Origin of the sequence: Terrabacter sp. Root85, assembly GCF_001429185.1 — a bacterium.
Classification (GTDB): domain Bacteria; phylum Actinomycetota; class Actinomycetes; order Actinomycetales; family Dermatophilaceae; genus Terrabacter.
In genome coordinates, this window is the sequence record NZ_LMIW01000012.1 from 252179 (window position 1) to 278532 (window position 26354).

Annotated in this window: 29 protein-coding genes and 1 tRNA gene; 18 read left to right on the forward strand and 12 right to left on the reverse strand. The window is 71.5% G+C overall.

Annotated elements, in window-relative coordinates; genetic code table 11:
- The first annotated feature begins 8 nt into the window (after positions 1–8).
- The 3 genes from glgA (at position 9) to ASE25_RS19035 (ending at position 3684) form a co-directional block, all read left to right on the forward strand.
- Positions 9–1211, forward strand: coding sequence for a glycogen synthase (gene glgA, locus ASE25_RS19025; protein WP_056776890.1), 1203 nt, complete (start codon positions 9–11; stop codon positions 1209–1211).
- Positions 1212–1273: 62 nt separating this feature from the next.
- On the forward strand, positions 1274–1849 hold the full coding sequence (locus tag ASE25_RS19030; RefSeq protein WP_056776893.1) for a 1-acyl-sn-glycerol-3-phosphate acyltransferase: 576 nt from the start codon (positions 1274–1276) through the stop codon (positions 1847–1849).
- A gap of 113 nt (positions 1850–1962) precedes the next feature.
- Entirely contained in the window at positions 1963–3684 is a 1722-nt protein-coding gene (locus ASE25_RS19035) for an alpha/beta-hydrolase family protein (protein ID WP_200959170.1), read from the forward strand.
- Between the two features lie 20 nt (positions 3685–3704).
- Here the strand turns inward: ASE25_RS19035 and ASE25_RS19040 are convergent, their stop codons facing one another.
- Complete coding sequence (locus ASE25_RS19040; protein ID WP_056827023.1) at positions 3705–4439, reverse strand: PIG-L deacetylase family protein; 735 nt, start codon at positions 4437–4439, stop codon at positions 3705–3707.
- A gap of 55 nt (positions 4440–4494) precedes the next feature.
- Between ASE25_RS19040 and ASE25_RS19045 the strand changes: the two genes are divergently transcribed.
- The gene (locus tag ASE25_RS19045; RefSeq protein ID WP_056776900.1) at positions 4495–4911 is read left to right on the forward strand and encodes a hypothetical protein; all 417 of its coding nucleotides are present in this window, start codon (positions 4495–4497) and stop codon (positions 4909–4911) included.
- A gap of 24 nt (positions 4912–4935) precedes the next feature.
- On the opposite strand, the gene ASE25_RS19050 is transcribed toward ASE25_RS19045, so the two are convergent.
- A complete protein-coding gene (locus ASE25_RS19050) occupies positions 4936–5700 on the reverse strand; it encodes a hypothetical protein (RefSeq protein ID WP_056827024.1) in 765 nt (254 codons plus the stop codon).
- 60 nt (positions 5701–5760) lie between these two features.
- On the opposite strand from ASE25_RS19050, the gene ASE25_RS19055 reads away from it, so the two are divergent.
- The 5 genes from ASE25_RS19055 (at position 5761) to ASE25_RS19075 (ending at position 10178) form a co-directional block, all read left to right on the forward strand.
- Positions 5761–6546, forward strand: coding sequence for an ABC transporter ATP-binding protein (locus tag ASE25_RS19055; RefSeq protein WP_056776906.1), 786 nt, complete (start codon positions 5761–5763; stop codon positions 6544–6546).
- Positions 6547–6676: 130 nt separating this feature from the next.
- On the forward strand, positions 6677–7126 hold the full coding sequence (locus ASE25_RS19060) for an NfeD family protein (protein WP_369793513.1): 450 nt from the start codon (positions 6677–6679) through the stop codon (positions 7124–7126).
- 123 nt (positions 7127–7249) lie between these two features.
- Positions 7250–8443: an SPFH domain-containing protein gene (locus tag ASE25_RS19065; RefSeq protein ID WP_056827025.1), complete on the forward strand. Its 1194-nt coding sequence runs from the start codon at positions 7250–7252 to the stop codon at positions 8441–8443.
- 59 nt (positions 8444–8502) lie between these two features.
- Positions 8503–9273 (forward strand): sulfite exporter TauE/SafE family protein, encoded by a 771-nt coding sequence (locus ASE25_RS19070; RefSeq protein WP_056776914.1) that lies wholly within the window; start codon positions 8503–8505, stop codon positions 9271–9273.
- Positions 9274–9359: 86 nt separating this feature from the next.
- Positions 9360–10178, forward strand: a complete 819-nt coding sequence (locus ASE25_RS19075) for an RNA methyltransferase (protein WP_056827026.1) — start codon at positions 9360–9362, stop codon at positions 10176–10178.
- A 27-nt stretch (positions 10179–10205) separates the two neighbouring features.
- On the opposite strand, the gene ASE25_RS19080 is transcribed toward ASE25_RS19075, so the two are convergent.
- From ASE25_RS19080 to ASE25_RS19110, 7 genes are all read right to left on the reverse strand, one after another.
- Complete coding sequence (locus tag ASE25_RS19080) at positions 10206–10583, reverse strand: DUF3037 domain-containing protein (protein ID WP_020144179.1); 378 nt, start codon at positions 10581–10583, stop codon at positions 10206–10208.
- Positions 10580–11350, reverse strand: coding sequence for a HipA family kinase (locus ASE25_RS19085; RefSeq protein ID WP_056776920.1), 771 nt, complete (start codon positions 11348–11350; stop codon positions 10580–10582). Before ASE25_RS19085 ends, ASE25_RS19080 begins: the two co-directional genes overlap by 4 nt.
- A 4-nt stretch (positions 11351–11354) precedes the next feature.
- Complete coding sequence (locus ASE25_RS19090) at positions 11355–12623, reverse strand: MFS transporter (RefSeq protein ID WP_056776923.1); 1269 nt, start codon at positions 12621–12623, stop codon at positions 11355–11357.
- A 47-nt stretch (positions 12624–12670) separates the two neighbouring features.
- Entirely contained in the window at positions 12671–13492 is an 822-nt protein-coding gene (locus ASE25_RS19095; RefSeq protein ID WP_056827027.1) for an ABC transporter permease, read from the reverse strand.
- The gene (locus ASE25_RS19100) at positions 13452–14261 is read right to left on the reverse strand and encodes an ABC transporter ATP-binding protein (protein ID WP_056827028.1); all 810 of its coding nucleotides are present in this window, start codon (positions 14259–14261) and stop codon (positions 13452–13454) included. The genes ASE25_RS19095 and ASE25_RS19100 overlap by 41 nt, the downstream gene beginning before the upstream one ends.
- On the reverse strand, positions 14258–14803 hold the full coding sequence (locus ASE25_RS19105; RefSeq protein WP_056776932.1) for a MarR family winged helix-turn-helix transcriptional regulator: 546 nt from the start codon (positions 14801–14803) through the stop codon (positions 14258–14260). The genes ASE25_RS19100 and ASE25_RS19105 overlap by 4 nt, the downstream gene beginning before the upstream one ends.
- A gap of 121 nt (positions 14804–14924) precedes the next feature.
- A tRNA-Leu gene (locus tag ASE25_RS19110) sits at positions 14925–15011 on the reverse strand.
- A 121-nt stretch (positions 15012–15132) separates the two neighbouring features.
- On the opposite strand from ASE25_RS19110, the gene ASE25_RS19115 reads away from it, so the two are divergent.
- Positions 15133–16491: a M20/M25/M40 family metallo-hydrolase gene (locus tag ASE25_RS19115; protein WP_056827029.1), complete on the forward strand. Its 1359-nt coding sequence runs from the start codon at positions 15133–15135 to the stop codon at positions 16489–16491.
- A gap of 21 nt (positions 16492–16512) precedes the next feature.
- Here the strand turns inward: ASE25_RS19115 and ASE25_RS19120 are convergent, their stop codons facing one another.
- Positions 16513–16698 (reverse strand): DUF5703 family protein, encoded by a 186-nt coding sequence (locus tag ASE25_RS19120; protein ID WP_034770947.1) that lies wholly within the window; start codon positions 16696–16698, stop codon positions 16513–16515.
- 180 nt (positions 16699–16878) lie between these two features.
- Between ASE25_RS19120 and ASE25_RS19125 the strand changes: the two genes are divergently transcribed.
- Both ASE25_RS19125 and ASE25_RS19130 read left to right on the forward strand, forming a co-directional pair.
- A complete protein-coding gene (locus tag ASE25_RS19125) occupies positions 16879–17673 on the forward strand; it encodes an LppX_LprAFG lipoprotein (protein WP_056776938.1) in 795 nt (264 codons plus the stop codon).
- 161 nt (positions 17674–17834) lie between these two features.
- Complete coding sequence (locus tag ASE25_RS19130; RefSeq protein WP_056827030.1) at positions 17835–18236, forward strand: hypothetical protein; 402 nt, start codon at positions 17835–17837, stop codon at positions 18234–18236.
- 60 nt (positions 18237–18296) lie between these two features.
- On the opposite strand, the gene ASE25_RS19135 is transcribed toward ASE25_RS19130, so the two are convergent.
- Complete coding sequence (locus tag ASE25_RS19135) at positions 18297–19232, reverse strand: aldo/keto reductase (protein WP_056827031.1); 936 nt, start codon at positions 19230–19232, stop codon at positions 18297–18299.
- A 75-nt stretch (positions 19233–19307) separates the two neighbouring features.
- Here ASE25_RS19135 and ASE25_RS19140 point away from each other — a divergent pair, with 75 nt between their 5' ends.
- Together ASE25_RS19140 and ASE25_RS19145 are read left to right on the forward strand one after the other, a co-directional pair.
- On the forward strand, positions 19308–20405 hold the full coding sequence (locus ASE25_RS19140; protein WP_056827032.1) for an LLM class F420-dependent oxidoreductase: 1098 nt from the start codon (positions 19308–19310) through the stop codon (positions 20403–20405).
- Between the two features lie 140 nt (positions 20406–20545).
- The gene (locus ASE25_RS19145) at positions 20546–21406 is read left to right on the forward strand and encodes an undecaprenyl-diphosphate phosphatase (RefSeq protein WP_056776949.1); all 861 of its coding nucleotides are present in this window, start codon (positions 20546–20548) and stop codon (positions 21404–21406) included.
- Between the two features lie 60 nt (positions 21407–21466).
- On the opposite strand, the gene corA is transcribed toward ASE25_RS19145, so the two are convergent.
- Entirely contained in the window at positions 21467–22468 is a 1002-nt protein-coding gene (gene corA / locus ASE25_RS19150) for a magnesium/cobalt transporter CorA (protein WP_056776952.1), read from the reverse strand.
- Positions 22469–22559: 91 nt separating this feature from the next.
- Between corA and ASE25_RS19155 the strand changes: the two genes are divergently transcribed.
- From ASE25_RS19155 to mshC, 4 genes are all read left to right on the forward strand, one after another.
- Positions 22560–23291, forward strand: a complete 732-nt coding sequence (locus ASE25_RS19155) for an MSMEG_4193 family putative phosphomutase (protein WP_056827048.1) — start codon at positions 22560–22562, stop codon at positions 23289–23291.
- Between the two features lie 10 nt (positions 23292–23301).
- Positions 23302–23847, forward strand: coding sequence for a DUF3090 domain-containing protein (locus tag ASE25_RS19160; RefSeq protein WP_056776955.1), 546 nt, complete (start codon positions 23302–23304; stop codon positions 23845–23847).
- Positions 23831–24640: an SCO1664 family protein gene (locus ASE25_RS19165; protein WP_056776959.1), complete on the forward strand. Its 810-nt coding sequence runs from the start codon at positions 23831–23833 to the stop codon at positions 24638–24640. The genes ASE25_RS19160 and ASE25_RS19165 overlap by 17 nt, the downstream gene beginning before the upstream one ends.
- Before the next feature lie 85 nt (positions 24641–24725).
- Positions 24726–25982 (forward strand): cysteine--1-D-myo-inosityl 2-amino-2-deoxy-alpha-D-glucopyranoside ligase, encoded by a 1257-nt coding sequence (gene mshC / locus ASE25_RS19170; RefSeq protein WP_082622991.1) that lies wholly within the window; start codon positions 24726–24728, stop codon positions 25980–25982.
- Positions 25983–26354: the final 372 nt, after the last annotated feature.

The following is a 26354-nucleotide window of genomic DNA, read 5'->3' on the forward strand; positions in this document are numbered from 1 at the left end:
GTCGGAACGTGCGCGTCGACATCCTCAGCAAGGAGTACCCGCCGGCCATCTACGGAGGCGCGGGTGTTCACGTGGCAGAGCTCGTCCGGGCGCTCCGCGACCGCGGCGACATCGACGTCCGGGTGCGCTGCTTCGGCGCCGCGCGTGACGAGGCCGGGACGACGGCATACGCCGATCTCCCCGAGCTCGCGGCCGGCAACGCCGCGATGCAGACACTCGGCGTCGACGTCAGCATGGCCGGCGACTGCGTCGGAGCCGACCTCGTCCACTCGCACACCTGGTACGCCAACATGGCCGGCCACCTCGCGTCGCTCCTGGGGGGCATGCCACACGTCGTGACCGCACACTCGCTCGAGCCGATGCGCCCGTGGAAGGCGGAGCAGCTGGGCGGCGGCTACCGCGTGTCCTCGTGGGCCGAGCGCACCGCGTACGAGTCGGCTGCCGCCGTCGTCGCGGTCAGCGCGGGCATGCGCGAGGACATCCTCAAGAGCTACCCCTCGCTCGATCCAGCGCGGGTTCACGTGGTGCACAACGGGATCGACTCGCAGCTGTGGTCGGCCGACCGTTCCCCGGAGGCCACCGAGATCGTCCGGCGTCACGGCGTCGACCCCGACCTGCGGTCGGTCGTCTTCGTCGGCCGCATCACCCGCCAGAAGGGCCTGCCCTACCTGCTGAGGGCCTGCGCGCTGCTGCCCCCCGACGTCCAGATCGTCCTCTGCGCGGGTGCCCCCGACACTCCGGAGATCCTCGCCGAGGTCGAGGGACTCATGAACGAGCTGCGGGCGCAGCGTGAGGGCGTCGTCTGGATCCCCGACATGCTGCCGCGCAACGAGGTCGTCGCCCTGCTGAGCCACGGCACCGTCTTCGCCTGCCCGTCCGTCTACGAGCCGCTCGGCATCGTCAACCTCGAGGCGATGGCGTGCGAGCTCGCCGTCGTCGCCACCGCCACCGGCGGCATCCCCGAGGTCGTCGTCGACGGCGAGACCGGGTGGCTCGTGCCGATCGAGCAGGTGCAGGACGGCACCGGGACGCCGGTCGACCCCGACCGGTTCGTCGCCGACCTCGCCGCCGCGCTGACCGACGCCGTCTCCGACGTCGACCGGGCCCACGCGTTCGGTCGAGCCGGCCGGCAGCGGGCGGTCGACTCGTTCTCGTGGGCCTCCATCGGCGACCGCACGCTCGAGGTCTACCGCTCGGTCCTGGACATCTGACGCACGGCGCCTCGCGTAGGTTGGTGGAGGCGGACCACCGCCACAGCCCGAGAGGAAACGCCATGAGGAGTCGACTGGCCGGCCTGGTGCTACGCCTCATCGGGTGGACCGCGGTGGGCGACGTGCCTCGCACCGGCATCGTCGTCGGTGCACCGCACACGTCCAACTGGGACTTCGTGATGATGCTCCTGGTCATGTGGCGGGGCGGCGTCACACCGCGCGTCCTCATCAAGAAGGAGCTCTTCCGTGGCCCGCTCGGGTGGCTCCTGCTGCGGCTCGGTGGCATCCCGATCGACCGCGACAACCCCGGCGAGGTCGTGCGGGGACTCGTGCGGGAGGCCCGGAGCGGGGAGCCGTTCCTGCTGATCCTGGCTGCGGAAGGCACCCGTTCGAAGGGCGGCTACTGGAAGTCCGGCTTCTGGCGGATCGGGCGGTCGACCCGTCTGCCCATCGCCCTCGCCTTCATCGACGGACCTTCTCGCACAGCCGGATTCGGCCCCACCATGACCGCCACGGCCGACGTGGTCGCCGACATGGACACGGTGCGGGCGTTCTACCGCGACAAGCGTGGGATCCACCCCGAGCGGCGCACGGAGCCTCGACTCCGCGAGGAGTCGCAACCCGACGTCCGGCGCTGATCCCGGGGTTCGGGGTCCGGTCGCGCGTACGGCGTTTCGCGTGCCCGCGACCGCCACGTGTGGGAGCGTTCCACGTGAGTGCACCCCCGTCCCGCTGACCGGAACGAGCTGAGATGGCAACTGACGTGGCTGGCAACGATGCGCTGACCGCCGGCGACCACGGGTCGGTCGACGAGGCGGACGGGCTGGAGCGGCGCTCCGGACGCCTCCGGGGGTTGCTCCACTTCACCGTCCCGGGGTGCTGGGGCGCGGTCCTCTTCGCGGCCCTGTCGTTCACCCCGTCGCTGCTCCCGCGTGGCGGGTTCATCCAGGGCCTCGTCTGCGGGATCACCGCATCCATCGGCTACGGGCTCGGAGTCCTCGGCGCATGGCTGTGGCGCGCCTTCGCGGATCGGGAGCCACGAGAGCCCAAGCCCTCGTCGTGGCGGGCCCTGTTCATCGGCGGCGGAGTGCTGCTCGTGGTCTTCTTCGGTCTCGGCCAGTACTGGCAGCACGAGATCCGGAGCCTCATGGGAGTGACGGAGTACAACATCGCCCTCGTCGTCCTCTCGCCCGTGGTCGCCGTGTTCTTCTTCGCGGTATTCCTGCTCATCGGCCGTGGCATCCGACGCGTCTACCACTGGGTCGCGGACCTGCTGAGCCGCAGGTTCGGGCGGCGGGCCGCGGGCGCGACGGGCTGGATCCTCGTCACGACGATGACCTACCTCGTCATCAGCGGCGTCCTCATCGACGGTCTCGTGGGTGCCATGGACGAGGCCTTCTCTGTGGGCAACACCGTCACGCAGGAGGGGGTCGTCAAGCCCGCGACCGGCCTCCGGTCTGGCGGGCCGGGCTCGATGGTCCCCTGGGAGTCGCTCGGTCGCGAGGGCCGCACGTTTGTGGCAGGCGGTCCGACCGCGAGCGACATCGAGGGGGTCGTCCACCACCCCGCAGAGGAACCGATCCGAACCTACGCCGGCCTCGACTCGGCCGACGACGCCGAACAGCGGGCTGCCCTGGCCGTCGACGACCTCGAGCGGGCCGGAGGGTTCAAGCGGACGAACCTCCTCGTCGTGACGACGACCGGCAGCGGCTGGGTCGACCCGGCCCTCGTCGCCCCGTTCGAGTACCTGACCGGCGGCGACGCAGCCACTGTGGGGATGCAGTACTCGTACCTGCCGTCGTGGCTCTCCTTCCTCGTCGACCAGTCCAAGGCCCGCGAGGCGGGACGGGCACTCTTCGACGCCGTCTACGACCGCTGGTCCCGGCTGCCGCAGGACTCCCGGCCCAAGCTGTACGTGTCGGGCGAGAGCCTCGGGACGTTCGGCGGTGAGACCGCCTTCAGCGGCGAGTACGACCTGCGCAACCGGACCGCCGGCACGGTCTTCGCGGGGCCGCCGAACTTCAACACCCTGTTCCGTGAGTTCAGCGACCACCGCGACGTCGGCAGTCCCGAGATCCAACCCGTCTACAAGAACGGGCGGACCGTGCGCTTCGCGACCGACCCGGCGGCCTCGATCCCGCCCGAGGGCCAGCCGTGGGACGGCACCCGCGTCCTCTACCTCATGCACCCGTCCGACCCGATCGTGTGGTGGAGCCCCCACCTCGTGTTCAACGAGCCCGACTGGATCGGTGAGGCGGCTGGCAAGGACGTGCTGCAGGGGATGTTCTGGATGCCGTTCGTGACCTTCTGGCAGGTGACGGCCGACCTCCCGTTCTCGACCGGCGTCCCCGCAGGACACGGGCACAAGTACACGACGGAGTACGTCGACGCCTGGAACGCCGTGATGCGTCCCGAGGGCGTCACCGCCGACGACCTGGCAGCCATCCGGACGGCGGTGGGAGCGCTGGGCTAGAGCCTCGGGCCCGACGCAGGTCAGCCGCCGACGAGACGGCCCGTCACGGCATACGGCACCCCGACGACCTCCGAGGGGCCGCCGAGGATCATGCCGAGCAGCTCGGCCGGCTTCGGATAGTCCGGTCCGAGCGCCGCGAGGTAGGCGTCGTGCGCCGACAGGGACGCCACCGCGGCGTCGAAGTGCTCCGAGACGTCGACGAAGTGCGTCGGCTCGGGGTCAGCCACGATGAGCAGCCGGGCGACCTGCCACGGCTCGTGCCCCTCGTCCACGAGGTCGGGGAAGATCCAGCGGTTGCCCGCGTCTGCCTTGGCGTCGACGACGGCGAGACCCACCGCCCGGTGGTCGGCCTGGTTGGCGAAGCCGCCCGGGAAACGGTCGGCGTACGTCGACGTGATGACGAGGTCGGGCCTGCGGATCCGCATCTCGCGGGCGATGGCGCGCCGCAGCGGGAGGCCGTACTCGACGACCCCGTCGGTGAAGCCGTCGAGGAACTCCACGACGTCGACGCCGACCTGGGCAGCCCCGTCCCGCTCCTCCTGCTCGCGCAGCGGGGCCGCCTGCTCGGGCGGCAGGGTGTCGATCCCCGCCTCGCCGCGGGTGGCCAGCAGGTAGGTCACGGTCTTGCCGGCCCGCACCCACCGGTCGACGGCGGCGGCCGTGCCGTACTCGAGGTCGTCGGGATGCGCCACGACGCAGAGAACGGTCTCGAAGGTGCTCTCGTCGAGTGGCTGCAGGTCTGGGTGCTCCGTCATGGACCAAATCTAGGGTTGCTTGGCGAAGTCCCGGGGGGATGTGACGATGGGGAACATGCTGACCCTCGAGCTCGCCCGCCGGCTCTCCGACGCGGGACTGACGTGGAAGCCCGTCTCGGGCGACCGCTTCGTCGTGGCCGTCAGCGGCATGGAGGACGACGTCTTCGTGATCAGCGAGATCACGGTCGACGTCCACCACTTCACGACGGGCGACGTCATCGGCTTCAACGGCACGACCGAGTGGGCCCTCGACAGCGTCGAGCAGGACAAGGCCGTGTGGCTCCCGAGGGAGGACCAGCTGCGTGACCTGCTCGGTGAGTCCTTCGTCTCGCTCGAACAGCTCGAGGGCGGGTATGCCGTGTCGGCCCGCGGGCGTGACGGCGCGGTCGGGCGCCATGCCGACATCGACGCCGAACGCGCCTACGCGCGAGCGGTGCTCGCGCAGCTCGAGACGTCCGCCCCCGAGGCGTAGCCGCGCGGCCGAGCGAACCGGCACTCAGGCGGGGCGCCAGCCGGCGATGGACATGACGGCGACGTTGGTCGCGTCGGCGAGTGCTGTGTCGGCGTCCGCGGCGAGGTCGCGCAACAGCCGCGTCCGGTTCGCCGTGGTCACCGCGTCGAGACCGCTCGACCCGAGCGAGGTCCGGCCGGCGTTGCGGTGGGCGACGCGGGAGAGGTTGGCCGACAGGGCCATGATCCGCAGGGCGCGTCCGGACGTCGCCGGCGGGATGCCCCACAGCGTCGTGTCGAGGTCGGCCTGCGCCTCGGCGCGCGCCTCGTCACCCCAGGGGTGGCCCCCCACCTCGTCGAAGCGCTGGGTGTGGTCGCGGAGGCGGCCCATGAGGTCGCGCTCGATGTCCCGGAGGTCCAGCATCTCCATCCGGTGCCGGGGGAGCGGGTCCGCCTCGTAGGCCGTCCAGTCCGCACGGACGCCCACGTCGCCCTCGGGGCCGAACTCCGAGAGCGTCGGCACGAGCACCCCGCCGATGCCCGCGACGAAGACGCACTCCCCGGCGTTCGCAGCGTGCGCGGTCGCCGCGGACGAGCCACGCGGCATACGGCTCAGGTCGCCGGGGCGGGGGAGCGCCACGAACAGGGCGCGTTCGCCGAGGTCCCGCCAGACGTCGAGCCGGGCCAGGTCACCGGCGACGTGGTCGAGGTCCGGGAAGGCCCGGGCCAACGCCTCCGTCGTCGCGAGATCGCCACGCCACGAGGCCGTCACCCACAGCGCGAGGCGCACGGACGCGGGCAGCTCGGACACCCCGTCATCCTAGGGTGCGCCGCCGCGGCGGCTGTGGAGGCCTTGTCATAGGGTCGAGCCATGAGCGACGTCCTCGCCTTCGCCGGAGTCACCGTTCGTCGCGGTGCCTCGACGCTCCTCGACGACGTCACGTGGGAGGTGGAGGAGGGCGAGCGCTGGGTCGTGCTGGGCGCCAACGGTGCCGGCAAGACGACGCTGCTCCAGATCGCCGCGGCGCGGCTGCACCCGACCGCGGGGGTCGCCGGCGTCCTCGGCGAGGTGCTCGGCGCCGTCGACGTCTTCGAGCTGCGGCCGCGCATCGGCCTCGCGAGCTCCTCGATGGCCGAGCGCATCCCCGGCGACGAGCTCGTCGGCAACGTCGTCGTGACGGCCTCCTACGGCATCATCGGCCGGTGGCGCGAGACGTACGACCACGTGGACTACGTGCGCGCCATGGAGCTGCTCAGGACGCTCGGCGCCGAGCACCTCGCCGACCGGGCCTACGGCACGCTGAGCGAGGGCGAGCGCAAGCGCGTCCAGATCGCCCGGGCGCTGATGACCGACCCCGAGCTGATGCTGCTCGACGAGCCGGCCGCCGGTCTCGACCTCGGCGGTCGCGAGGACCTCGTGCGCCGGCTCGCCGACCTGGCCGCCGACACGGAGGCGCCCGCGATGGTGCTCGTGACGCACCACGTCGAGGAGATCCCTCCGTCGTTCACCGACGTCCTCATGATCCGCGACGGCAAGGTCGTCGCCGCCGGCCCCATTCCGCTGACGCTGACGGCCGAGAACCTCAGCGCGACGTTCGGTCTGCCCCTCGTGCTCGAGCAGCACGGCGAGCGCTGGTCGGCGCGGGCCGAGTCCTGATCGCAACCGTCCCGACCCCTTGATCCGTAGGTCCCGAGAGGGAACTGAGGCAGAATCGAGAACGTCACAGGAGTGACGCACGGGACATCGGGGCCCGTCGCCGAGGTGGACGAAGGCAGGGTGGGGGCACGTGGTCGAGGGACAGGCTTGGATGGTCTGGGTGGCAGTGGCTCTCGTCCTCGTCGCCATCGAGGCGGTCACGGTCGACTTCACCTTCCTCATGCTCGCCGGTGGTGCCGTGGGCGCATCGATCGCCGCGGCCTTCGGGGCGCCCCCCGTGGTGCAGGCCATCGTCGCGGCCCTCGTTGCCGTGGCCCTCCTCGCGATCGTGCGTCCGTGGCTCAAGAACCGCCTCTCGGCCAGCACGCCGCAACAGCTCATGGGCGCCGCCGCCCACGTCGGCCGCTCGGCCGTCGCCATCGACCGTGTCAACCCGGCCGGAGGGCGGGTCAAGCTCTCCGGCGAGACGTGGTCGGCGCGCACCCTCGGCGACGACATCGAGCCCGGCGAGGAGGTCGTCGTCGACTCCATCGACGGCGCCACCGCGATCGTGAGCCGCGCCCGCGTCGTGGGGAGCTGAGCCGGCCTCCGGCCCCGCGCCCGGCGACGCCACCGAACCAACGAGCGGGTCGTCCGATCCGCCCGCACCAACCGCGCTTCCCCGGGGGAGCACGGACCGCACAGGGAGAAGGTCGAGAAGGTCGTGGACCCGGTACTCATCATTCCGATACTCATCGTCGTCGTCGCGTTCGTGGTCGTGCTGCGCACCGTGCGCATCGTGCCGCAGCAGACGGCACAGATCGTCGAGCGACTCGGCGGCTACAACAAGACGCTGACGGCAGGTATCCACTTCCTGATCCCGTTCGTCGACAAGGTCCGCGCCAACATCGACCTGCGTGAGCAGGTCGTCACCTTCCCGCCGCAGCCCGTCATCACCAGTGACAACCTCGTCGTCAACATCGACACCGTCATCTACTACTCGGTCACCGACGCGAAGGCCGCCGTCTACGAGATCGCCAACTTCATCCAGGGCATCGAGCAGCTGACGGTCACCACGCTGCGCAACGTCATCGGATCCCTCGACCTCGAGCAGGCCCTGACGAGCCGCGACCAGATCAACGGCCAGCTGCGCGGCGTCCTCGACGAGGCCACGGGCAACTGGGGCATCCGCGTCAACCGTGTCGAGCTCAAGGCCATCGACCCGCCGCGCTCGGTGCAGGAGACGATGGAGAAGCAGATGCGCGCCGAGCGTGACCGTCGTGCCGCGATCCTCACCGCCGAGGGCTTCAAGCAGTCGGCCATCCTCACGGCCGAGGGTGAGAAGCAGAGCCAGATCCTGCGAGCCGAGGGCTCGGCACAGGCCCGCATCCTCGAGGCGCAGGGCCAGGCCCGCGCCATCCAGCAGGTGTTCGCGGCCATCCATCGCGGCAAGCCCACCCAGAAGCTGCTCGCCTACCAGTACCTCCAGGTGCTGCCGCAGCTCGCACGCGGCGACTCCAACAAGATGTGGATCATCCCGTCCGAGCTGACCGACGCCCTCAAGGGCATCGGCAACGCGCTCGGCGGCAGCGAGCAGGGCCCGATGGGCGGCGACGACGAGGAGCAGTGGGTCGACACGGGCGACGCCGACGACAACGCCTTTGCCGAGACGGTGCTCGAGGACCCGGCCAAGGCACTGGCCGAGGCCCGTGGCCAGGCCGCGCAGGCGAGTGCCGAGTCGACCGAGCACGCCGCGCCCATGGGTCGCCAGCAGCCCCCGCTGCGCTCGGGGGCCGACGTGCCCCCGCCCCCCGCTGCGGCGCCGCCGGTCACGCCCCCGGTCACGCCCCCGGTCACGCCCCCGGCGTCCGCGGACGACCTGCCCGACGCGCCGCCCGAGCCCCCGACCGGACGCTGACCGACGCCCTGGCGACACCGCCCCCGACGACACCCGGTCACCCTCTGTAGGGTGACCGGGTGTCGTTCTGGTCCGCCGTCGCCATCGCGCTGGCCGGGACCGGGGCCGGCGTCATCAACACCATCGTCGGGTCGGGCACGCTCATCACGTTCCCGACCCTGCTCTTCTTCGGGGTCAACCCGCTCGTCGCCAACGTCTCGAACAACATCGGCCTCGTCGCCGGGGGCGTGACCGGGGCGTGGGGCTACCGCAGGGAGCTGGACGGCCAGGCGCGCACCCTTCGCCGGCTCATGCCGATGTCGTTCGTCGGCTCGGTCGTTGGGGCGGGGCTGCTGCTCGTCCTGCCCGCCGCGGCGTTCCGGGCGATCGTGCCGGTGCTCATCCTCATCGCGCTCGTGCTCGTGGTCGCGGGCCCGCGCATCCAGGCCCGGGTCCACCCGGAGGGGGTCGAAGGGGCGGTGCCGCGCTGGCACGCGCCGGCGATGGCAGCCGGGGTCTTCGCCGCGGGCGTCTACGGCGGCTACTTCGGCGCGGCCCAGGGCGTCCTGCTCATGGGCCTGCTCAGTGCGCTGAGCCTCGAGCCCCTGCAGCGGCTCAACGGCTACAAGAACGTGCTCTCCCTCGTCGTCAACGTCGTCGCGGCCGCGGTGTTCATCCTCTTCGCACGCGACCAGATCGACTGGCTCATCGTCCTCCTCATCGGCGTCGGCGCCTTCGTGGGCGGCATCATCGGGGCACGGGTGGGCCGCCGGATCCCGCCGAACGTCCTGCGGGGCCTCATCATCGCGATCGGCCTCGTCGCCGTCGTCAAGCTCGTCTGGTTCCCCTGACGCCTTTCGCAGCCTGACCCCGGCCCCGGCCCCGCCCCCGGGCCACGATGCCGGATGAAGGTGCGACCGGCACTAGCCTGTCGGGCGTGCCGATCGAGATCACCGACCCCACCGACCCGCGGCTGACCGACTACGTGTCGCTGACCGACGTCGTGCTGCGGAGGCGGCACGAGCCAGAGCGCGGCCTCTACATCGCGGAGAGCCAGAAGGTGATCCGCCGTGCGCTTCGAGCCGGGCACCGACCGCGGTCCTACCTCATGGCCAGGCGCTGGCTCGACGACCTGTCCGACATCGTCGGCGACGCGGAGGCCGACGGGGTGCCGGTCTACTTCGCCGAGCACGACGTCATCGAGCAGCTGACCGGCTTCCACCTCCACCGCGGTGCACTGGCTGCGATGCAGCGCCCCGCCCTGCCGACCGTCGAGTCGCTCATCGCCGACGCGCGCCGCGTCATCGTCCTCGAGGACGTCGTCGACCACACGAACGTCGGTGCGATCTTCCGGTCGGCTGCTGCGCTCGGGGTCGACGCCGTCCTCATCACGCCCCGGTGCGCCGACCCCCTCTACCGGCGCTCGATCCGCGTCTCCATGGGCACGGTCTTCCAGGTGCCGTGGACGCGGATCGACCCGTGGCCGCAGGGCATGGCCCTGCTCCACGACGCCGGTCTCACCGTCGCGGCCATGGCCCTGTCGGACGACTCGGTCTCGCTCGACGACCTCGAGAGCGGCCCACCCGAGCGGCTCGCGCTCGTCGTCGGCACGGAGGGCGACGGCCTGTCGCACCGGACCGTCGCCGACGCCGACCTCACCCTGCGCATCCCCATGGCCGGAGGCGTCGACTCGCTCAACGTCGCCGCGGCCAGCGCCGTCGCGATGTGGGCGCTGCGCCCGCGGCCCCAGGGCTGACCGGGCCGGTCGAGCCAGTCGGGTCCGTCAGGCCCGGACGAGCCGGTCGAGCAGGCGCTCGAGCTCGACGGCAGGGTCGTCGCACAGGCCCCCGTGGACCGGTCCGGGCTGCACGACGGTCGAGCGCGGTGCGATGATCCAGCCGAACCGCTGGCCCGGCTTGTCGAGGGTCGGCAGGCCGCGGCCCGTCTCGCCGCGGCACACCGCCCGGACGCGTTCGAGCATCGAGCGCACGCCCTCGAGGTCGCACGTCGGTGACAGCGCGTCCGCACGCCGCTCGTCGAGCTCCCAGGCGGCGTCGAGGAAGCCCGCGTCCTGCGAGTAGAGCACGACACCGACGTTGATGAACTCCTCCCGGTCGACGCGGGGGACGAGCCGGAGCAGGACGTACTGGTACGCGTTCACGCGGCGACGCCCGTGGGCACCCAGGTGAGCGGCCCGTCGAGGCGGGCCCGCAGCATCCGGGCGTATGCCGTCCGCACCGCGGGTGCGTCGGCGAGTTCGGGCGTGGGCTCGATCCATTCCTCGGGCACCTCGGCGACGACGGCCTCGACGGCCTCGGGCGTGAGGCGCGCCGCGAGCTCGTCGTGGCGCGCGGCCACGTCGCCCGCGACGTCGCGCAGGACGTGGCGGCTCGCGTCGAACGGCTGGGCCGCGAAGCGCTCCGGGGCCGGTGCCTTGCTCGGCCACGAGTGGTGGAAGTAGAGGGCTGCTCCGTGGTCGATGGCCCACGTGCGTCCGTGCCAGACGAGCAGGTTGGGGTTGGACCACGTGCGGTCGACGTTGGCGGTCAGCGCGTCGAGCCAGATGATCCGCTCGGCGAGGTCGGCGTCGGGCGGCCTCGAGCCGTCGTAGCCGAGGGAACCCGGCAGGAAGTCGACGCCGAGGTTGGTCCCGACCGAGGCGGTGAGCAGGTCCTGCACCTCCTCGTCGGCCTCGTACTTCGCGATGCGCGGGTCGAGGCGCACCACGGCGAGGTCGGGCACCGGCACCTCGAGCAGCCGGGCGATCCCGGCGACGAGCACCTCGGCGACCAAGACCTTGAGCCCCTGACCGGCGCCGCGGAACTTCAGGACGTAGGTGCCGTCGTCGTCGGCCTCCACGATGCCGGGCAGCGACCCACCCTCCTTGAGCGGCGTCACGTAGCGGGTGGCGGTCAGCTCGGGAAGCACGCCGTCAGCCTAGTGGCCGCTCGTGGTCGAGCACCGTGGCCCGCGTCCAGAGCCGGCCGAGCAGCATCGCGCTCGCCCCGTAGAGGCAGGCGAAGGCCACGAGCGGCCACCAGGCGAGCCCGCTCTCGGGGAGGACGAGCGCGCCGAGGGCCGCCGCCGCGACCATGCCGGCGTTGTAGACGACGTCGTAGGCGGAGAAGGCGCGGCCGAGCAGGTGGTCGTCGACGTGGGCCTGCAGGAGCGAGTCGACGGTGATCTTGACGCACTGGGAGGTGAAGGAGACGACGAAGCCGACGACGACGATGCTCCACGGCGTGAGGAACGGTCCCAGCACGGCGCACACGACCGCGCCCAGCGCGAGCATCCGGGCGGCATACGGCACGGCGGTCAGGCGTGGGGCCAGCCACGGGGTGACGAAGGCCGCGGAGGCGAATCCCAGTGCGGACGCGCCTGCGGCGATGCCGAAGCCCTGCGCGCCGTGGCCGGACTCGAACGGGCCGCGGAAGAGGAGCAGGGTCTGCAGCAGGAGGAAGCCGAACGGGAGCCGGGTGATGAAGACGAGGGTGAGCAGGAGGCGTGCGCGGCGCGGCAGGGTGTGCACGGCCTCGACGAGGCCCGTCACGACGGACCGGGTGATCTGCCCGACCGAGGGCGCGCCGCTCGTGTCGTCGGGGCCGATGAACGGCAGCCGGGTCGCCGCCCAGGCGGCCACGAGGACGCCAGCGGCGGCGAGGAGCACGTCGACGACGTCGCTGCCCCCGAGGGCCCTGATCCCGGTGCCGACCGCGCCGCCGAGGAGGTATGCCAGGGACCCGCACGTGGGAGCGACGGAGTTCGCGCTCACGAGGTCCTCCCGCGGCACCACGTGCGGCATGGCCGAGGAGAGCCCGGCGAGGATGAAGCGGTTGACCGAGAAGACGAGGAGCACGAGGCCGAAGAACGCCGGGCCGGTCTCGGCTCCGGTGACGAGGACGGAGACGCCGAGGATCGCCGTGGCCCGGATGACCTGGCTGACGACGATGACGCGCTTGCGCGGCCACCGGTCGAGGAGCACTCCGACGAACGGCCCCAGCGCCGAGTAGGGCAGCAGCACGATCGCGAAGGCGATGGCGATCCCGCGCGCGTCGGCGGCCTTCTCGGGGTTGAAGAGGATGTGGCTGGCCAGGGCGACCTGGAAGATGCCGTCGCTGAACGACGACGTGACCCGGCTGACGAAGAGCCGACGGAACCCGCGCCCCCGGAGCAGGGTGAACAGGGCGCGCAGGAAGGTCACGCGGCACAGCGTACGGTCACCCGTGCGGTGCCCGGCGACGGGAGCGGTCAGCGCGCGAGTCGCCCGATGAGGGCCGCGGCGCAGACGATGCCGGCGATCGCGCTGCCGGCGAGGACCCCGAAGTCGACCCAGTAGTTCGTCGGCGTGCCGAGCAGCAGGCCGCGCAGGGCCGACACCTCGTAGGTCAGCGGGTTGACGTGGCTGATGACCTGGAGCCAGCCCGGCATCATCTCGATCGGGTAGAGCGCGTTCGAGGCGAAGAAGAGCGGCATCGTGATCGCCTGGCCGATCCCCATGAGCCGGTCGCGCTTGAGGGCGACGCCGGCGATGCTGAGCGACAGGCACGAGAAGAACGCGGCGCCGAGCATCACGACGACGACCACGCCGAGCAGCCGCAGGGGGTTCCACGTCATCGCCACGCCCATCAGCGCGGCCACGACGACGACGATGACGGCCTGGGCGACGGACCTGACCCCGGCGGCGAACGCCTTGCCGGCCACGAGCGCTGCTCGCGGCGTCGGCGTCACGAGGAGCTTGGTGAGCACACCGGCGTCGCGCTCCCAGATGATCTGGATGCCGTAGAAGATCGAGACGAAGAGGGCCGACTGGGCGATGACGCCCGGCGCGAGGAAGTCGAGGTAGTCGAGGCCCCCGGTGGGAATGGCCCGGATCTGGCTGAACGTCGTGCCGAAGATGACGAGCCAGAGGATCGGCTGGATCGCCCGGGTGATCAGCTCGCTGCGGTCGTGGCGCAGCTTCTGGAGCTCGACGAGGCAGAAGGTCGCGATGCGCGACACGAGGAGCCGCACCCCGGTGCGGCTGCGCCGGTCAGCCCAGACGGCGGGCGGTTCGACGAGTTGCTCGGACACCGCGCAGCCCTCCCTTCTCGCCCTCGACCTCGTCGAGCGCCTCGCCGGTGTGGTGACGGAAGACGTCCTCGAGGCTGGCACCCTCCCCAGCGGCGGCCTTGAGCTCGTCGGGGGAGCCGAGGGCGCGCAGGGCCCCGCGGTGCATGAGGGCGACGCGGTCGCACAGCGCGTCCGCCTCCTCCATGTAGTGGGTCGTGAGCAGCACGGTCATGCCGTGGTCTCGCTGCATCTGCGCCACCCGCAGCCAGACGCTGTCGCGGGCGACGGGGTCGAGGCCCACCGTCGGCTCGTCCAGGACGAGCAGTGCGGGGCGGTTGACCAGGGCCTGGGCGAGCTCCAGACGCCTCACCATGCCGCCGGAGTAGGTCGAGGCGAGGCGTGACTCGTCGCCGCGCAGGTCGACCATGTCGAGCACCTCGTCGACGCGAGTCCTGCGCTCGCGCCGGGGGACGTCGAAGAGACGGGCGAACCACTCGACGTTCTCGCGACCCGTGAGAGCGCCCTCGATCGACAGCTGCTGGGGCACGTAGCCGAGCAGCCGCCGCACGGCCATCGCCTCGGTGCGCACCGAGCGGCCGAAGATCTCGACCTGCCCGGCCTGCAGCGGCAGCAGGGTGTTGAGCAACCGGATCGTCGTCGTCTTGCCGGCCCCGTTGGGCCCGAGCAGGCCGAAGCACTCACCCGGCTCGACGGCCAAGGTGAGGTCGTCGACCGCGCGGTGCGTCCCGAAGCTGTAGCTCAGGCCCCGGATGTCGATGGCCGAGGTCATGGTCGGTCGCCGGCAGCCGACCCGTCCGGGAGGTCGAGCGCCGCGGCCACGGTGACGGCCGGCTCGGAGGTGTGCGGCGCGGCGACGTCGTGCGTCTCCGGCAGGTTCGCTGCGATGCGGGCGATGGTCGGCAGCGCCGCAGCCAGGCGGGCGCGGTCGGCGGCCGGGAGCTCCGCGAGCGCCACTGCGGTGGACTGCGCGCGACGGTCGCGCCACTGCTCCAGGCCCGCCCGGGCCGAGGGCGTGAGGTCGAGCCGCGCCACACGCCGGTCGCTCGAGTCGCGCTCACGCACGAGCACCCCGAGGGCGAGCAGCTGGCCGACGAGGGTCGAGACGGTGTTGGCGGCGAGACCGAGGACCCGGGCCGACTCGGCCACGGTGATCCCGGGGTTGCGCCGCACGACGCGGAGCAGCTCGAGCTGGGCCCCGGACAGGGCGAGCTCGGGCAGCGGAGCGCCGACGAGGCGCCGCGACCGGCGTCGCAGCAGCCCGATGACGTCGTAGAGGTCGTCCGCCAGCCCAGCCACCTTCTCGTCGCTCACGATCGAAGATTACGTCTGTCGCAGAGGGGTGACCAGAGAAACCGGAGCCTGACCTCCGGACGCAGCCGCCCGGGTACGAGAAGACCCCCGGGTCCTGGCCTGCAGGAACCCGGGGGTCTCATGGTGTCGAGGGGGGGACTTGAACCCCCACGCCCGTTAAGGGCACTAGCACCTCAAGCTAGCGCGTCTGCCATTCCGCCACCCCGACAAGGTGTTGCAAGGGGCTCGTGGGAATCCCTTGCGGCGAGGCGAAACGTTACACGGGGCCCGACCAAAAGACCAAACGGGCGGCAGCTGGCGTCGGGAGGCGGCGGCATACGCTGATCGGCATGAGCCACGACGACGCCGACCGCACCGTGACGACCACGGCACAGACTGCCGTGACGCCCGAGGAGGAGGTCGCGCGGATCTGCGCCGAGCTCATCCGGATCGACTCCTCCAACTACGGTGACGGGTCGGGTCCGGGGGAGCGCAAGGCGGCCGAGTACGTCATGGAGCAGCTCGACGCGGTCGGCCTCGAGGGCACCCTGCTCGAGAGCGAGCCGGGCCGGGCGACGGTCGTCGTCCGCCTCGAGGGCGAGGACTCCTCGCGCCCTGGCCTCGCGGTCCACGGCCACCTCGACGTGGTGCCGGCGAACGCCGCGGACTGGCAGGTCGACCCCTTCGCCGCGGAGGAGCGCGACGGCTGCATCTGGGGCCGCGGAGCGGTCGACATGAAGGACATGGACGCGATGATCCTCGCGAACATCCGTCACTTCGCTCGCACCGGCACGAAGCCCGCCCGCGACACGACGTTCGTCTTCTTCGCCGACGAGGAGGCCGGCGGCACCTACGGCAGCCACTGGCTCGTGGACCACCACCCGCACTGGTTCGACGGCGTGACCGAGGCGATCAGCGAGGTAGGCGGCTACAGCGTCACCGTGCCGACGCCGGGGGGCCAGCAGCGCGCGTACCTCCTCCAGACCGCGGAGAAGGGCATCGCCTGGCTGCGGCTGCGCGCACACGGACGTGCCGGGCACGGGTCGGTCCCCAACGACGAGAACGCCATCGTCCGCCTCGCCGCCGCCATCGGCCGGATCGCCGCCCACGAGTGGCCGCGTGAGTACATCGCCTCGGTCCGTGAGCTGCTCGACACGCTCGGCAGCCTGACCGGGCTCTCGTCGACCGACGACGACCTCGAGCCGCTGCTCGCCACCCTCGGCGGGGCCCAGGGCTTCGTGCGGGGCACGCTGCGCGACACCGCCAACGTCACGATGCTCGAGTCCGGCTACAAGCACAACGTCATCCCGCAGACGGCGACGGCGGCCGTCGACTGCCGCTTCCTGCCCGGCCACGAGGACGCCCTCATGGCCACGATCCGCGAGCTGGCCGGCGAGCACGTCGAGGTCGAGGTCGTGCACCGTGACGTCGCCATCGAGGCACCGTTCTCCGGTGACCTCGTCGAGTCGATGAAGCAGGCGCTGCTGCGTGAGGACCCCGAGGCCGTCGTCCTGCCCTACTGCCTCTCGGGCGGCACCGACAACAAGGCGCTGGGCCGGCTCGGGATCAGCGGCTACGGCTTCGCGCCGCTGCGGCTGCCGGCAGACCTCGACTTCGCGCCGATGTTCCACGGCATCGACGAGCGGGTGCCCACGGCGTCGCTTCGCTTCGGGGCGCGGGTGCTCGGCGACTTCCTGCGCTCCTGCTGAGGGTCGCGGCGGACGCGTCGGTCAGGCCGTGCGCTCGACGCGCATGATCCGGCGGCGCAGCCACATCCGACGCACGCCACCTTCGTAGATGACGGTGCGCGACAGCTCCCAACGGCCGTACTCGGCGTGCTCACGCACCGCCTGTCTGGCCTGGGCCTTCGACGTGTGGCGGTCGAACGTGAGGACCCGGTACTCGTACTCCGTCATCGCCGTCCATTCTGACACCAACCGTGACCCCTCCGAGACCGTATGCGCGGCGTGGCGGTCACGCGACCGCGGTACCGTCGCTGGGTCATCCGGCCGCGAACCGGACCTGCGTGGTCCGCGCGGCGAGCAGGGGAACCGCCTGGCACAGCCCGGCGTCAAGGGCCCAGGAGGTCAACACACATGAAATGGAACACCCGCCGCATCGCGGCAGCAGCCATCGTCCTACCGGCCGTCCTCGGAGTGGCGGCCTGTGGCAAGAGCGAGACCCCGGCCCCCGCGACGGGGCAGACTCAGGCCAGCTCGGCCGCCGCGACGAGCGATGCGCCGGCCGCCGGTCAGCCGTACAAGGACAAGGCATCGTTCGTCGCCGCCATGAAGGCCGCGGGCAAGAACGCCACGACCGCCCACGTCACGATGGCGATGGACGCCGCCGGCCAGAAGATCGCCATCACCGGTGACACGAAGGTCGACGCGAGCAACCCGGCGATGAAGATGACGATGGACATGGGCCCCTCGATGAAGCTCGACATGGTCCTCGTCGACAAGAAGGTCTACATGAAGGGCTTCCCGGGCCTCGCCGCGGGCAAGTGGGCCGTCATCGACAGCAGCTCGACGCTCGGCAAGCAGCTCTCGCAGTCGCTCGACCAGGCCGACCCGACCAAGATGTACGACCAGTTCGGCGCGGCCGTGCAGGACGTCAAGTACGTCGGTGAGGACACCGTCGACGGCGAGAAGACGTGGAAGTACGACCTGACGCTCGACACCACGGCGATGCAGGCCCAGCTGCCCGCCGCCGAGAAGACGAAGATGCCGGCCACCATCACGTACACCGCGTGGCTCGACGAGAAGAACCAGCTGCGCAAGGTCACCTTCGACCTCTCCGGCGTCAAGGCCGAGATGACGATGAGCAAGTACGGCGAGCCGGTCGACATCACCGCCCCGCCGGCCTCTGACACCGTCAAGGCGCCCATGTGAGGCAGGCATGACAGGCCACGTCGGCGACGGGTGAACGGCCCGCCAACCACGCGTGAACGGTCCCGCAGCGAGCCCGGCTCGCTGCGGGATCGCTGTGTTTCCGGGCGTTTCCGGGCCCGGAATCGGTGCCTTCGGTCGTGCGGGTCGACTACGGTCGAGGCATGACCGTCGACCCCCGCTCCGCCCTCGAGCAGCTGATCGTCGCCCTCGAACGCCACCTCGAGGCCGCGAACGCGAGCCGAGACCCCGACCACCCCATGGTGATGGCAGCGGCGCAGGACCTCGCCGAGGCCTTCGACGACTACGACGAGGCGCTCTACGAGGCCACCGAGGTCGCGACGCCCCTCGCGATCTACGGCGACGACTTCGACGGGCACGAGGACGAGGACGGGACCGAGGGCCGCGTCTACGCCGGGCTCGACTCGGACGACTACGACGAGGACGACGACGACGACGACGACGACGACGATGACGAGGACGACGACGACGACGACTACGAGGACGACGACGACGAGGGCCACGTCGACGGCGGCGTGACCGAGAGCTCCGACACGCGAGCCTGACCCGTCGCGACGCTGCGGCGAGAGCGGTCACCCCGCCTGATCGCGAGCAGGGTCCCGGCGTCAGGCCGAGACGTCCTCCAGGGCGGCGACGATCTCCGACGGCAGGGCAAGCTCGAGACTTCCGAGCGCGGAGCGCAGCTGAGCTGCCGTGCGGGCGCCGACGATGGGCGCCGCCACGCCGGGCCGGTCGCGCAGCCACGCCAGGGCAACCTCCCCGGGCTTGGCCCCGAGGCCTCGGGCGGCCATCGCCACCGCGTCGGCGACGCGCGTGGTCTGCTCGTCGATGAAGCGCTCGGCGAATCCCGGGAAGTCGCTCGACGCCGCGCGCGATCCCGACGGTATGCCGTTGCGGTACTTCCCGGTCAGCACGCCGCGTCCCAGCGGTGACCACGGGAGCAGCCCGAAGCCGAGCGACGTCGCGGCCGGCACGACCTCGCGCTCGGGGGTACGGCATACCAAGGAGTACTCGATCTCGTTGGCCACCAGAGGGATTCGGGCCGACTCGAGCAGGCTGAAGGCGCGCGCGGACTGCCAGCCGGAGTAGTTGGAGACGCCGACGTAGCGGGCCCGGCCCGATGCGGCCGCCCACTCGAGCGCGGAGAGCGTCTCGGCCAGCGGCACGTCGTCGGACCACGTGTGCGCGAGCCAGAGGTCGACGTGGTCGGTGCCGAGGCGGCGCAGCGACGTGTCGAGCTGGGCCATGAGCCCGCGCCGCGACACGTCGACCCGTCGCTCGCCACCCGCCCGGGAGATGCCCGCCTTGGTGCAGATGACGATGTCGTCGCGAGGGACCGTGCCGTCCAGCAGGCCCCCGAGGATGGTCTCGGCGTCTCCGCCGCCGTAGCCGTAGGCCGTGTCGACGAGGTTGCCGCCCGCCTCGACGAACGCACGCAGGTGGTCACCGGCCTCGTGGCGGTCCACGGCGTTGCCCCAGAGCATCGTCCCGAGGGCGAGAGGGGTGACCGTGAGACCGGACGAGCCGAGACGCCTGCGCATGCCTCGAACGGTAGTGGGCGACGCCGCACCCCGAGCGGCCGCCACGTCGGCGACCGCGCCGATAGCCTGCGATCCATGAGGATCGGTGTGAATCTCGGCTACTGGGGACGCGGCACGACGGGGCAGGACCAGGTGGCGGTGGCGCAGGCCGCCGACCGGCTCGGCTACGACAGCGTGTGGGTGGCCGAGGCGTACGGCTCGGACAGCCCGACCATGCTCGCGTGGATCGGGGCGCTGACCGAGCACGTCGACCTCGGCTCGGCCGTCATGCAGATCCCGGGACGGACCCCGGCGATGACGGCGATGACGGCGGCGACGATCGACACGATGTCCGGCGGACGGTTCCGGCTGGGGCTCGGGGTGTCCGGTCCGCAGGTGAGCGAGGGCTGGCACGGCGTCCCGTTCCGCAGCCCGCTCGGCCGCACGCGCGACTACGTCGAGATCGTGCGCGCCGCGCTCCGCCGCGACACGGTGACCCACGCCGGCCCGCACTACCCGCTCCCGCTCCCGGGCGGACCGGGCAAGCCGCTCAAGCTCTCCGCGCGGCCCGTGCGCCCCGACCTCCCGATCTACCTCGCGGCGGTCGGTCCCAAGAACCTCGAGCTGACCGGCGAGATCGCCGACGGCTGGCTCGCGATCTTCTTCAGCCCCGAGCACGCCGCCGACCTGCTCGCCACTCTCGAGACGGGACGGCGACGGGGTGTGCGAGGCCCAGCCGACGCACCGATGACGGGCTTCGACGTCGTGGCGACGACGCCCGTCGTCCTCGTCGACGACGTCGCGGAGGCGGCGGACCACGTGCGTGACTACTGCGCGCTCTACATCGGCGGCATGGGCTCGCGCGAGCAGAACTTCTACAACCAGCTCGCGTGCCGGATGGGCTTCGAGGAGGACGCGGCGCGCATCCAGGACCTCTACCTCGCCGGCCGCCACCGCGAGGCCGCCGCCGCCGTGCCGCTCGAGTTCATCGACGAGACGGCGCTGCTCGGGTCGCCGCAGCGAATCGCCCGACGACTCGGTCGCTACGAGGAGGCGGGAGTCACGACCCTCGCCGTCGCCGTCGGCGGGGGCATGACCCGCGACCAGGCCCTCGCGACGCTGCAGGTGGTCGCCGGGATCGCCGCCCTCGAGCCCGCCAGGGCGTCGGACGAGCCGGCCCCGGACGTTCCCTAGGGATTCGTCTCCGCGCCGCCCTCCTCGAGGCCTCCCAGCCGGCGTTGTCGATAGGGTGCGACATTGTGCCCAGCGGCCGTCGCACCCTTTCGGGTGACGACCCGTCCCGTCCCTCCTGCGCAGAAGGCCCACCCTGACCCATGGCTGACCTCAGCTACCTCGACGCCATCATCCTCGGCGTCGTCGAAGGCCTCACCGAGTACCTTCCGATCTCCTCGACCGCCCACCTGACCATCACCGAGAAGCTCCTGGGGCTCGAGGTGAACGACCCCGCCGTGACGGCCTACACCGCCGTCATCCAGCTCGGCGCGATCGCGGCGACCCTCCTCTACTTCTTCCGCGACATCGTCCGCTTCGCGGTCGCCTGGTTCCGGGGCCTCACGTCCACGGGTGCGCGCAAGGATCCCGACTACGGCCTCGCGTGGGCCGTCGTCATCGGCTCGATCCCGGTCGGCATCGTCGGGTTCCTTGCGCGCGACCTCATCTCGGGCGCCCTGCGCAGCCTCTGGGTCGTGGCCGTCGCGCTGCTCCTGTGGAGCATCGCCATGGTCGTCGCGGAGCGGATCTACGCCGGCCACGAGGCCCGCGGCGAGATCCGGGGTGAGCACTCGGTGCGTCCCGTCGACGGCGTCGTCATCGGACTCGTCCAGTGCTTGTCGCTCATCCCCGGTGTCTCCCGCTCGGGCGCGACGATCTCCGCGGGTATCGCCCGCGGCATCGACCGCGTCACGGCCACCCGACTCAGCTTCTTCCTCGCGATCCCGGCACTGACGGCCGCGGGCCTCTTCCAGGCCGTGGAGGAGAAGGACGGCCTCTCGGCGCTGGGGGTCGGCCCCGTGGTCGTCGGGGTCGTCGTCGCCTTCGTCGTGGCCTACGCGACGATCGCCTGGCTGCTGCGCTTCGTCGCGAGCAACACCCTGCTGCCCTTCGTCTGGTACCGCATCGCGCTCGCCGTGGTGCTCGCCGGCGTCCTCGCGGGCGGTGTCATCACCGCGACCTGACGTCCCGCGCAGACCACGAACGGCCGACTTCCCCGCGGGGGAGCCGGCCGTTCGCCGTCGCTAGAGCCAGCCCGAGCGCTTGAACGCGCGGTAGAGGCCGATGCACGCGGCCGCCATGACCCCGAGCACGAGGAAGTAGCCGTACTGGAACTCCCCGTGGCCGAGATGGACGCTCGCGGTCAGCTCGGGCATGTGCTCGAAGTTCATGCCGTAGATGCCGGCGATCATCGTGGGCACGGCTGCGATCGCGACCCAGGCAGAGATCCGGCGCATGTCCTCGTTCTGCTTGACCGAGACGCTCGCGAGATGGGCCGACAGCACGTCGGTCAGGAGGCGGTCGTAGGACTCGACGTGGTCGTTGACGAGGCGCAGGTGGTCGGCGACGTCACGGAAGAAGGGCAGCATCTCCTCCGTGAGGCCACGGCCCCGCGCGCGTTCCATGAACTGCGTCAGGGTGTCGGCCAGCGGCTGGCTGGCCCGGCGGAACTCGAGGACCTCGCGCTTGAGGCGGTAGATCGTGTTGGCGTCACCGCCGAGGTGGGAGGCGAACACCTGCTCCTCGATCTGCTCGAGGTCCCGGCGCACCTCCCGGTCGACGACGAGGTAGTTGTCGACGACGGAGTCCATGACGGCGTGGAGCACGGTCATGGCGCCGTGGCCGAGGCGCTCGGGCTCGGTCTCGAGGCGCTGGCGCACGCCGGCCAGCGGGTTGCCCTCACCATGCCGGACGGTCACGACGAAGCGGTCGCCGATGAAGAGCATGACCTCACCGGTCTCGATGTCGCTCGTCGCCTCGATGTAGCGCAGCGTCTTGAGGACGACGAACACCGACGACTCGTACTTCTCGATCTTGGCCCGCTGGTGTCCGTTGACCGCGTCCTCGACGGCGAGCGGGTGCAGGTGCAGCTCCTCGTTGACGAGGTCGAACTCCTGGTCGGTCGGGTCCTTGAGACCGATCCAGAGGAAGCCGTCCTGAGTGAGGCGCAGCACGTCGAGCTCATCGCTGAGGTCGCCGCAACCCTGCCGCCGGCCGTTGCGGTAGATGGCCTTGTCCACGATCACATCTCCTACTTCACCACGTCCGCTCGCCGACGTCTCGCAGGCTGGCGTATGCCGCCGGGCGAGGGTGCAGGGGCGGGCTAGGGTGGCGGTCGTGCCCACCGTCATCTTCGTGCGCCACGGGCGCTCCACCTCCAACACCGCCGGTACGCTCGCCGGCTGGATGCCCGGGGTCTTCCTCGACGAGACCGGAGAGGCGCAAGCCGCCTCCGTCGGCCAGCGGCTCGCCGCAGCAGTGCTGCCCGTCGTCGAGGTCGTCAGCTCACCGCTCGACCGGTGCGTGCAGACCGCCGACCTGCTGGCCGCCCCGCTCCCGGACCACGTGGCCCGCAGCATCCACGAGGGACTGGGGGAGTGCCGCTACGGCGCGTGGACCGGGCGACCCATCGCGGAGCTCGCCAAGGAGGAGCTCTGGAAGGTCGTGCAGGACCGACCGAGCGAGGCGCGCTTCCCCGACTCGGCGGCATACCCCGCCGAGTCCATGGTGGAGATGCAGGACCGGGCGCTGCGCGCGGTCCGGGAGATCGACGCACGCATCCTCGAGACGCACGGCAAGGACGCGGTCTGGGTCGCGGTGTCGCACGGTGACGTCATCAAGTCGATCCTGTCGCACGCCACCGGCGCCCACCTCGACGACTTCCAGCGGATCAACGTCGACCCGGCCTCGGTGAGCGTCGTGCGCTACACGAGCCGCAAGCCGTTCGTGCTGCGGCTCAACGACGTCGGGGGCGACCTGACGGGGCTGCGACCGCCCGAGAAGCCGGCCGCCGAGGAGGGCGACGCCGTCGTGGGCGGGGGCGCCGGGACACCCGGAAGTGTCGGATAGGGTCGAGCGCATGACGGTCCAGGACTTCGATCCCGCTGACCGGTTCGTCGCCGGGACGGTCGGCCCGGCCGGCCAGCGGGCCTTCTACCTCCAGGCGAGCACCGGCCCTCTCGTCGTCACCGTGGGCGTCGAGAAGCAGCAGGTCTCGATCCTCGCCGACCGCGTCAACGACGTGCTCGACCAGCTCGCGCCCGCCGCTGCCGTCGAGCCGGGCGAGCCCGGTGGGGCGCCCGAGGACACCGACCCGCTGCAGACGCCGTTCGACGAGGACTGGCACGTGCAGACCCTCTCCCTCGCCTGGGACGAGGAGGCGCAGAAGGTCGTCATCGAGTGCCACGACCACGACCCCGACGAGGTCGACGAGGACGCCGACGACGAGGTGGGTCCGCTCGGGCGCAACTCGATCCGGGTCGCCCTGACGCCGGCCGAGGCCCGCGCCTTCGCACGGCGCAGCAACGCGCTCGTCGCTGCCGGCCGCCCGCCGTGCCCCTTCTGCGGCAGCCCACTCGATCCCACGGGCCACATCTGCCCGCGGGCCAATGGCTACAAGCGCTGACGGCACCCCGCCGTCGGTCGACCTGACCGGCGAGCTCGAGGTCCTCGGGCGCATCACCGAGTCCTCGAACCTCGCTGTCGTCGCCCGCATCGCGAGCGTCCCCGGCGGTCACGTCATCTACAAGCCGGTCCGGGGCGAGCGACCGCTGTGGGACTTCCCCGACGGCACGCTGGCCGGCCGGGAGGTGGCGGCGCAGGTGGTCTCGGAGCTCGGCGGCTGGCACGTCGTGCCCTCGACCGTGCTGCGCGACGGCCCGCTCGGTCCCGGTTCGGTGCAGCTGTGGATCGGTGACCCGTTCGACCCCGTCGACGACGACGTCGTCGTGGACCTCGTGCCCGAGGGGCGCACACCCGACGGCTGGCACGCGGTCTTCGACGGCGAGACACCCGGCGGCTCGGCCGTGACCGTCGTGCACTCGGGCGCCGACGACGTGCGGTCCCTCGCCGTGCTCGACGCCGCCCTCAACAACTCCGACCGCAAGGGCTCGCACTGCCTCCGGGACCGGGAGGGACGCCTCTGGGCCATCGACCACGGCGTGACGTTCTCGCCGACCCCGAAGCTGCGCACGGTGCTGTGGGGGTGGGCCGGGGAGCCGATCGTCGAGGACGACCTCTTGCGCCTGAAGCGCCTGCGGGACGCGCTCGCCGAGGACGAGCCGCGGCAGCGGCTCCTCGCGCTGCTCCCGGAGGACGACGTGGACGCCCTGGCCCAGCGCGTCCGGCGGCTCCTCGACCGCGGCGTGCACCCCTTTCCCAGCCCCGACTGGCCCTCGGTCCCGTGGCCGCCGCTGTGAGGTGCGCGCGTCGCCGTGCGCGTGGTCGACCGCGCCGCGTCCGACCGGTCCCGACGGGTCACGCGCGCCGGGATAGAGTCTGCGCGTGAGAAGTTGGCCGATGCCGTTCGTCCCCAAGGTTCCCGGCAGTGCACCCGAGGTGCGAGTCCGCGACACGGCATCCGGAGAGCTCGTGCCCGCCGCCCGCGGTGACCTCGTCACCCTCTACGTCTGCGGCATCACGCCCTACGACGCCACCCACATGGGTCACGCGGCGACCTACGTCACCTTCGACCTGCTCGGTCGGGTCCTGCGCGACAGCGGGCACGCGGTGCGCTACGTCCAGAACATCACCGACATCGACGACCCGCTGCTCGAGCGGGCCGAGCGCGACGGCGTCGACTGGCGAGACCTCGCGACCCGCGAGATCGCGCTCTTCCGCGAGGACATGACCGCCCTGGCCGTCATCCCGCCCGACGAGTACCTCGGCGCCGTCGAGAGCATCCCCACTTTCGTCGGTCCCATCGAGAAGCTCGTCGCCGACGGCTGGGCGTATGCCGTGCCGGCGCCGGACGCGTCACGCGAGGGTGCGCAGGACCACTACTTCGACGTGGCCCGCGACCCTCGCTTCGGCTCGGTCAGCCACCTCGACGAGGCCGGCATGATGGAGGTCTTCGCCGAGCGCGGCGGCGACCCCGACCGTGAAGGCAAACGCAACCGCCTCGATGCCCTGCTGTGGCGCGCTCACCGCGAGGGCGAGCCCGAGTGGGACGGCGGCAGCCTCGGCTCCGGTCGTCCCGGGTGGCACATCGAGTGCGCCTGCATCGCGCTCGACCACCTCGGCATCCCCGTCGACGTCCAGGGTGGCGGCACGGACCTCGTCTTCCCGCACCACGAGATGAGCTCGGCGCACGGCCGTGCGCTCAGCGGCTCCGAGTCGTTCGCCGGGTCCTTCGTGCACCAGGGAATGGTGGGCCTCGACGGCGAGAAGATGAGCAAGAGCAAGGGCAACCTCGTCCTCGTCTCACAGCTGCGTCGCGACGGGGTCGACCCGATGGCGATCCGGCTGGCGCTGCTCGCCCGCCACCACGCGCACGACTGGATGTGGACCGACAGCCAGGTCGTCGAGGCGCAGCAGCGGCTCGCCACGTGGCGCGAGGCGCTGTCGGGCAACGGCGGACCCGTCGCCGACCAGACGGTCGACGACATCCGGGCGGCCCTCGCCGACGACCTCGACAGCCCAAGGGCCCTCGAGGCCGTCGACCGCTGGGCCAGCCAGTCGCTGACCCGCGGGGGCGACGACCCGGGCGCTCCCGGTGTGCTCGGACGCGCGCTGGATGCGCTTCTCGGCGTGCGTCTCTGACCATCGTCTCCGATGGTCGAGCCGCAAGGTCAAGAGCGTGCCCCCGTGTGGGTGGCTCATCCCGTAGTCGACCAGCCGCGAACCCTCAACGAACTCCATCAGGGGTTCATAGCCGAGAGTGCGCGTCTACCATCGCGCCCACCGACGAACGTCGGTCACATGCACCTTCAAATGGTGGATGCCGTCCAGCGCCGGGATCTTCATGAGCCTCATGATGATGCCTGCTGGAATCCGGGCTAGACCAACTATTTCTCCTCGAACGGCATCCTGTCATCGGCATTATGTGGGTGATCGGTGTCAAGAGGCTTCGGTGGTGTCGAGGCTGGTGATGAGGTTGTCGTAGATCTCGGTTCGTCGGGTTTGGCCTTTGGC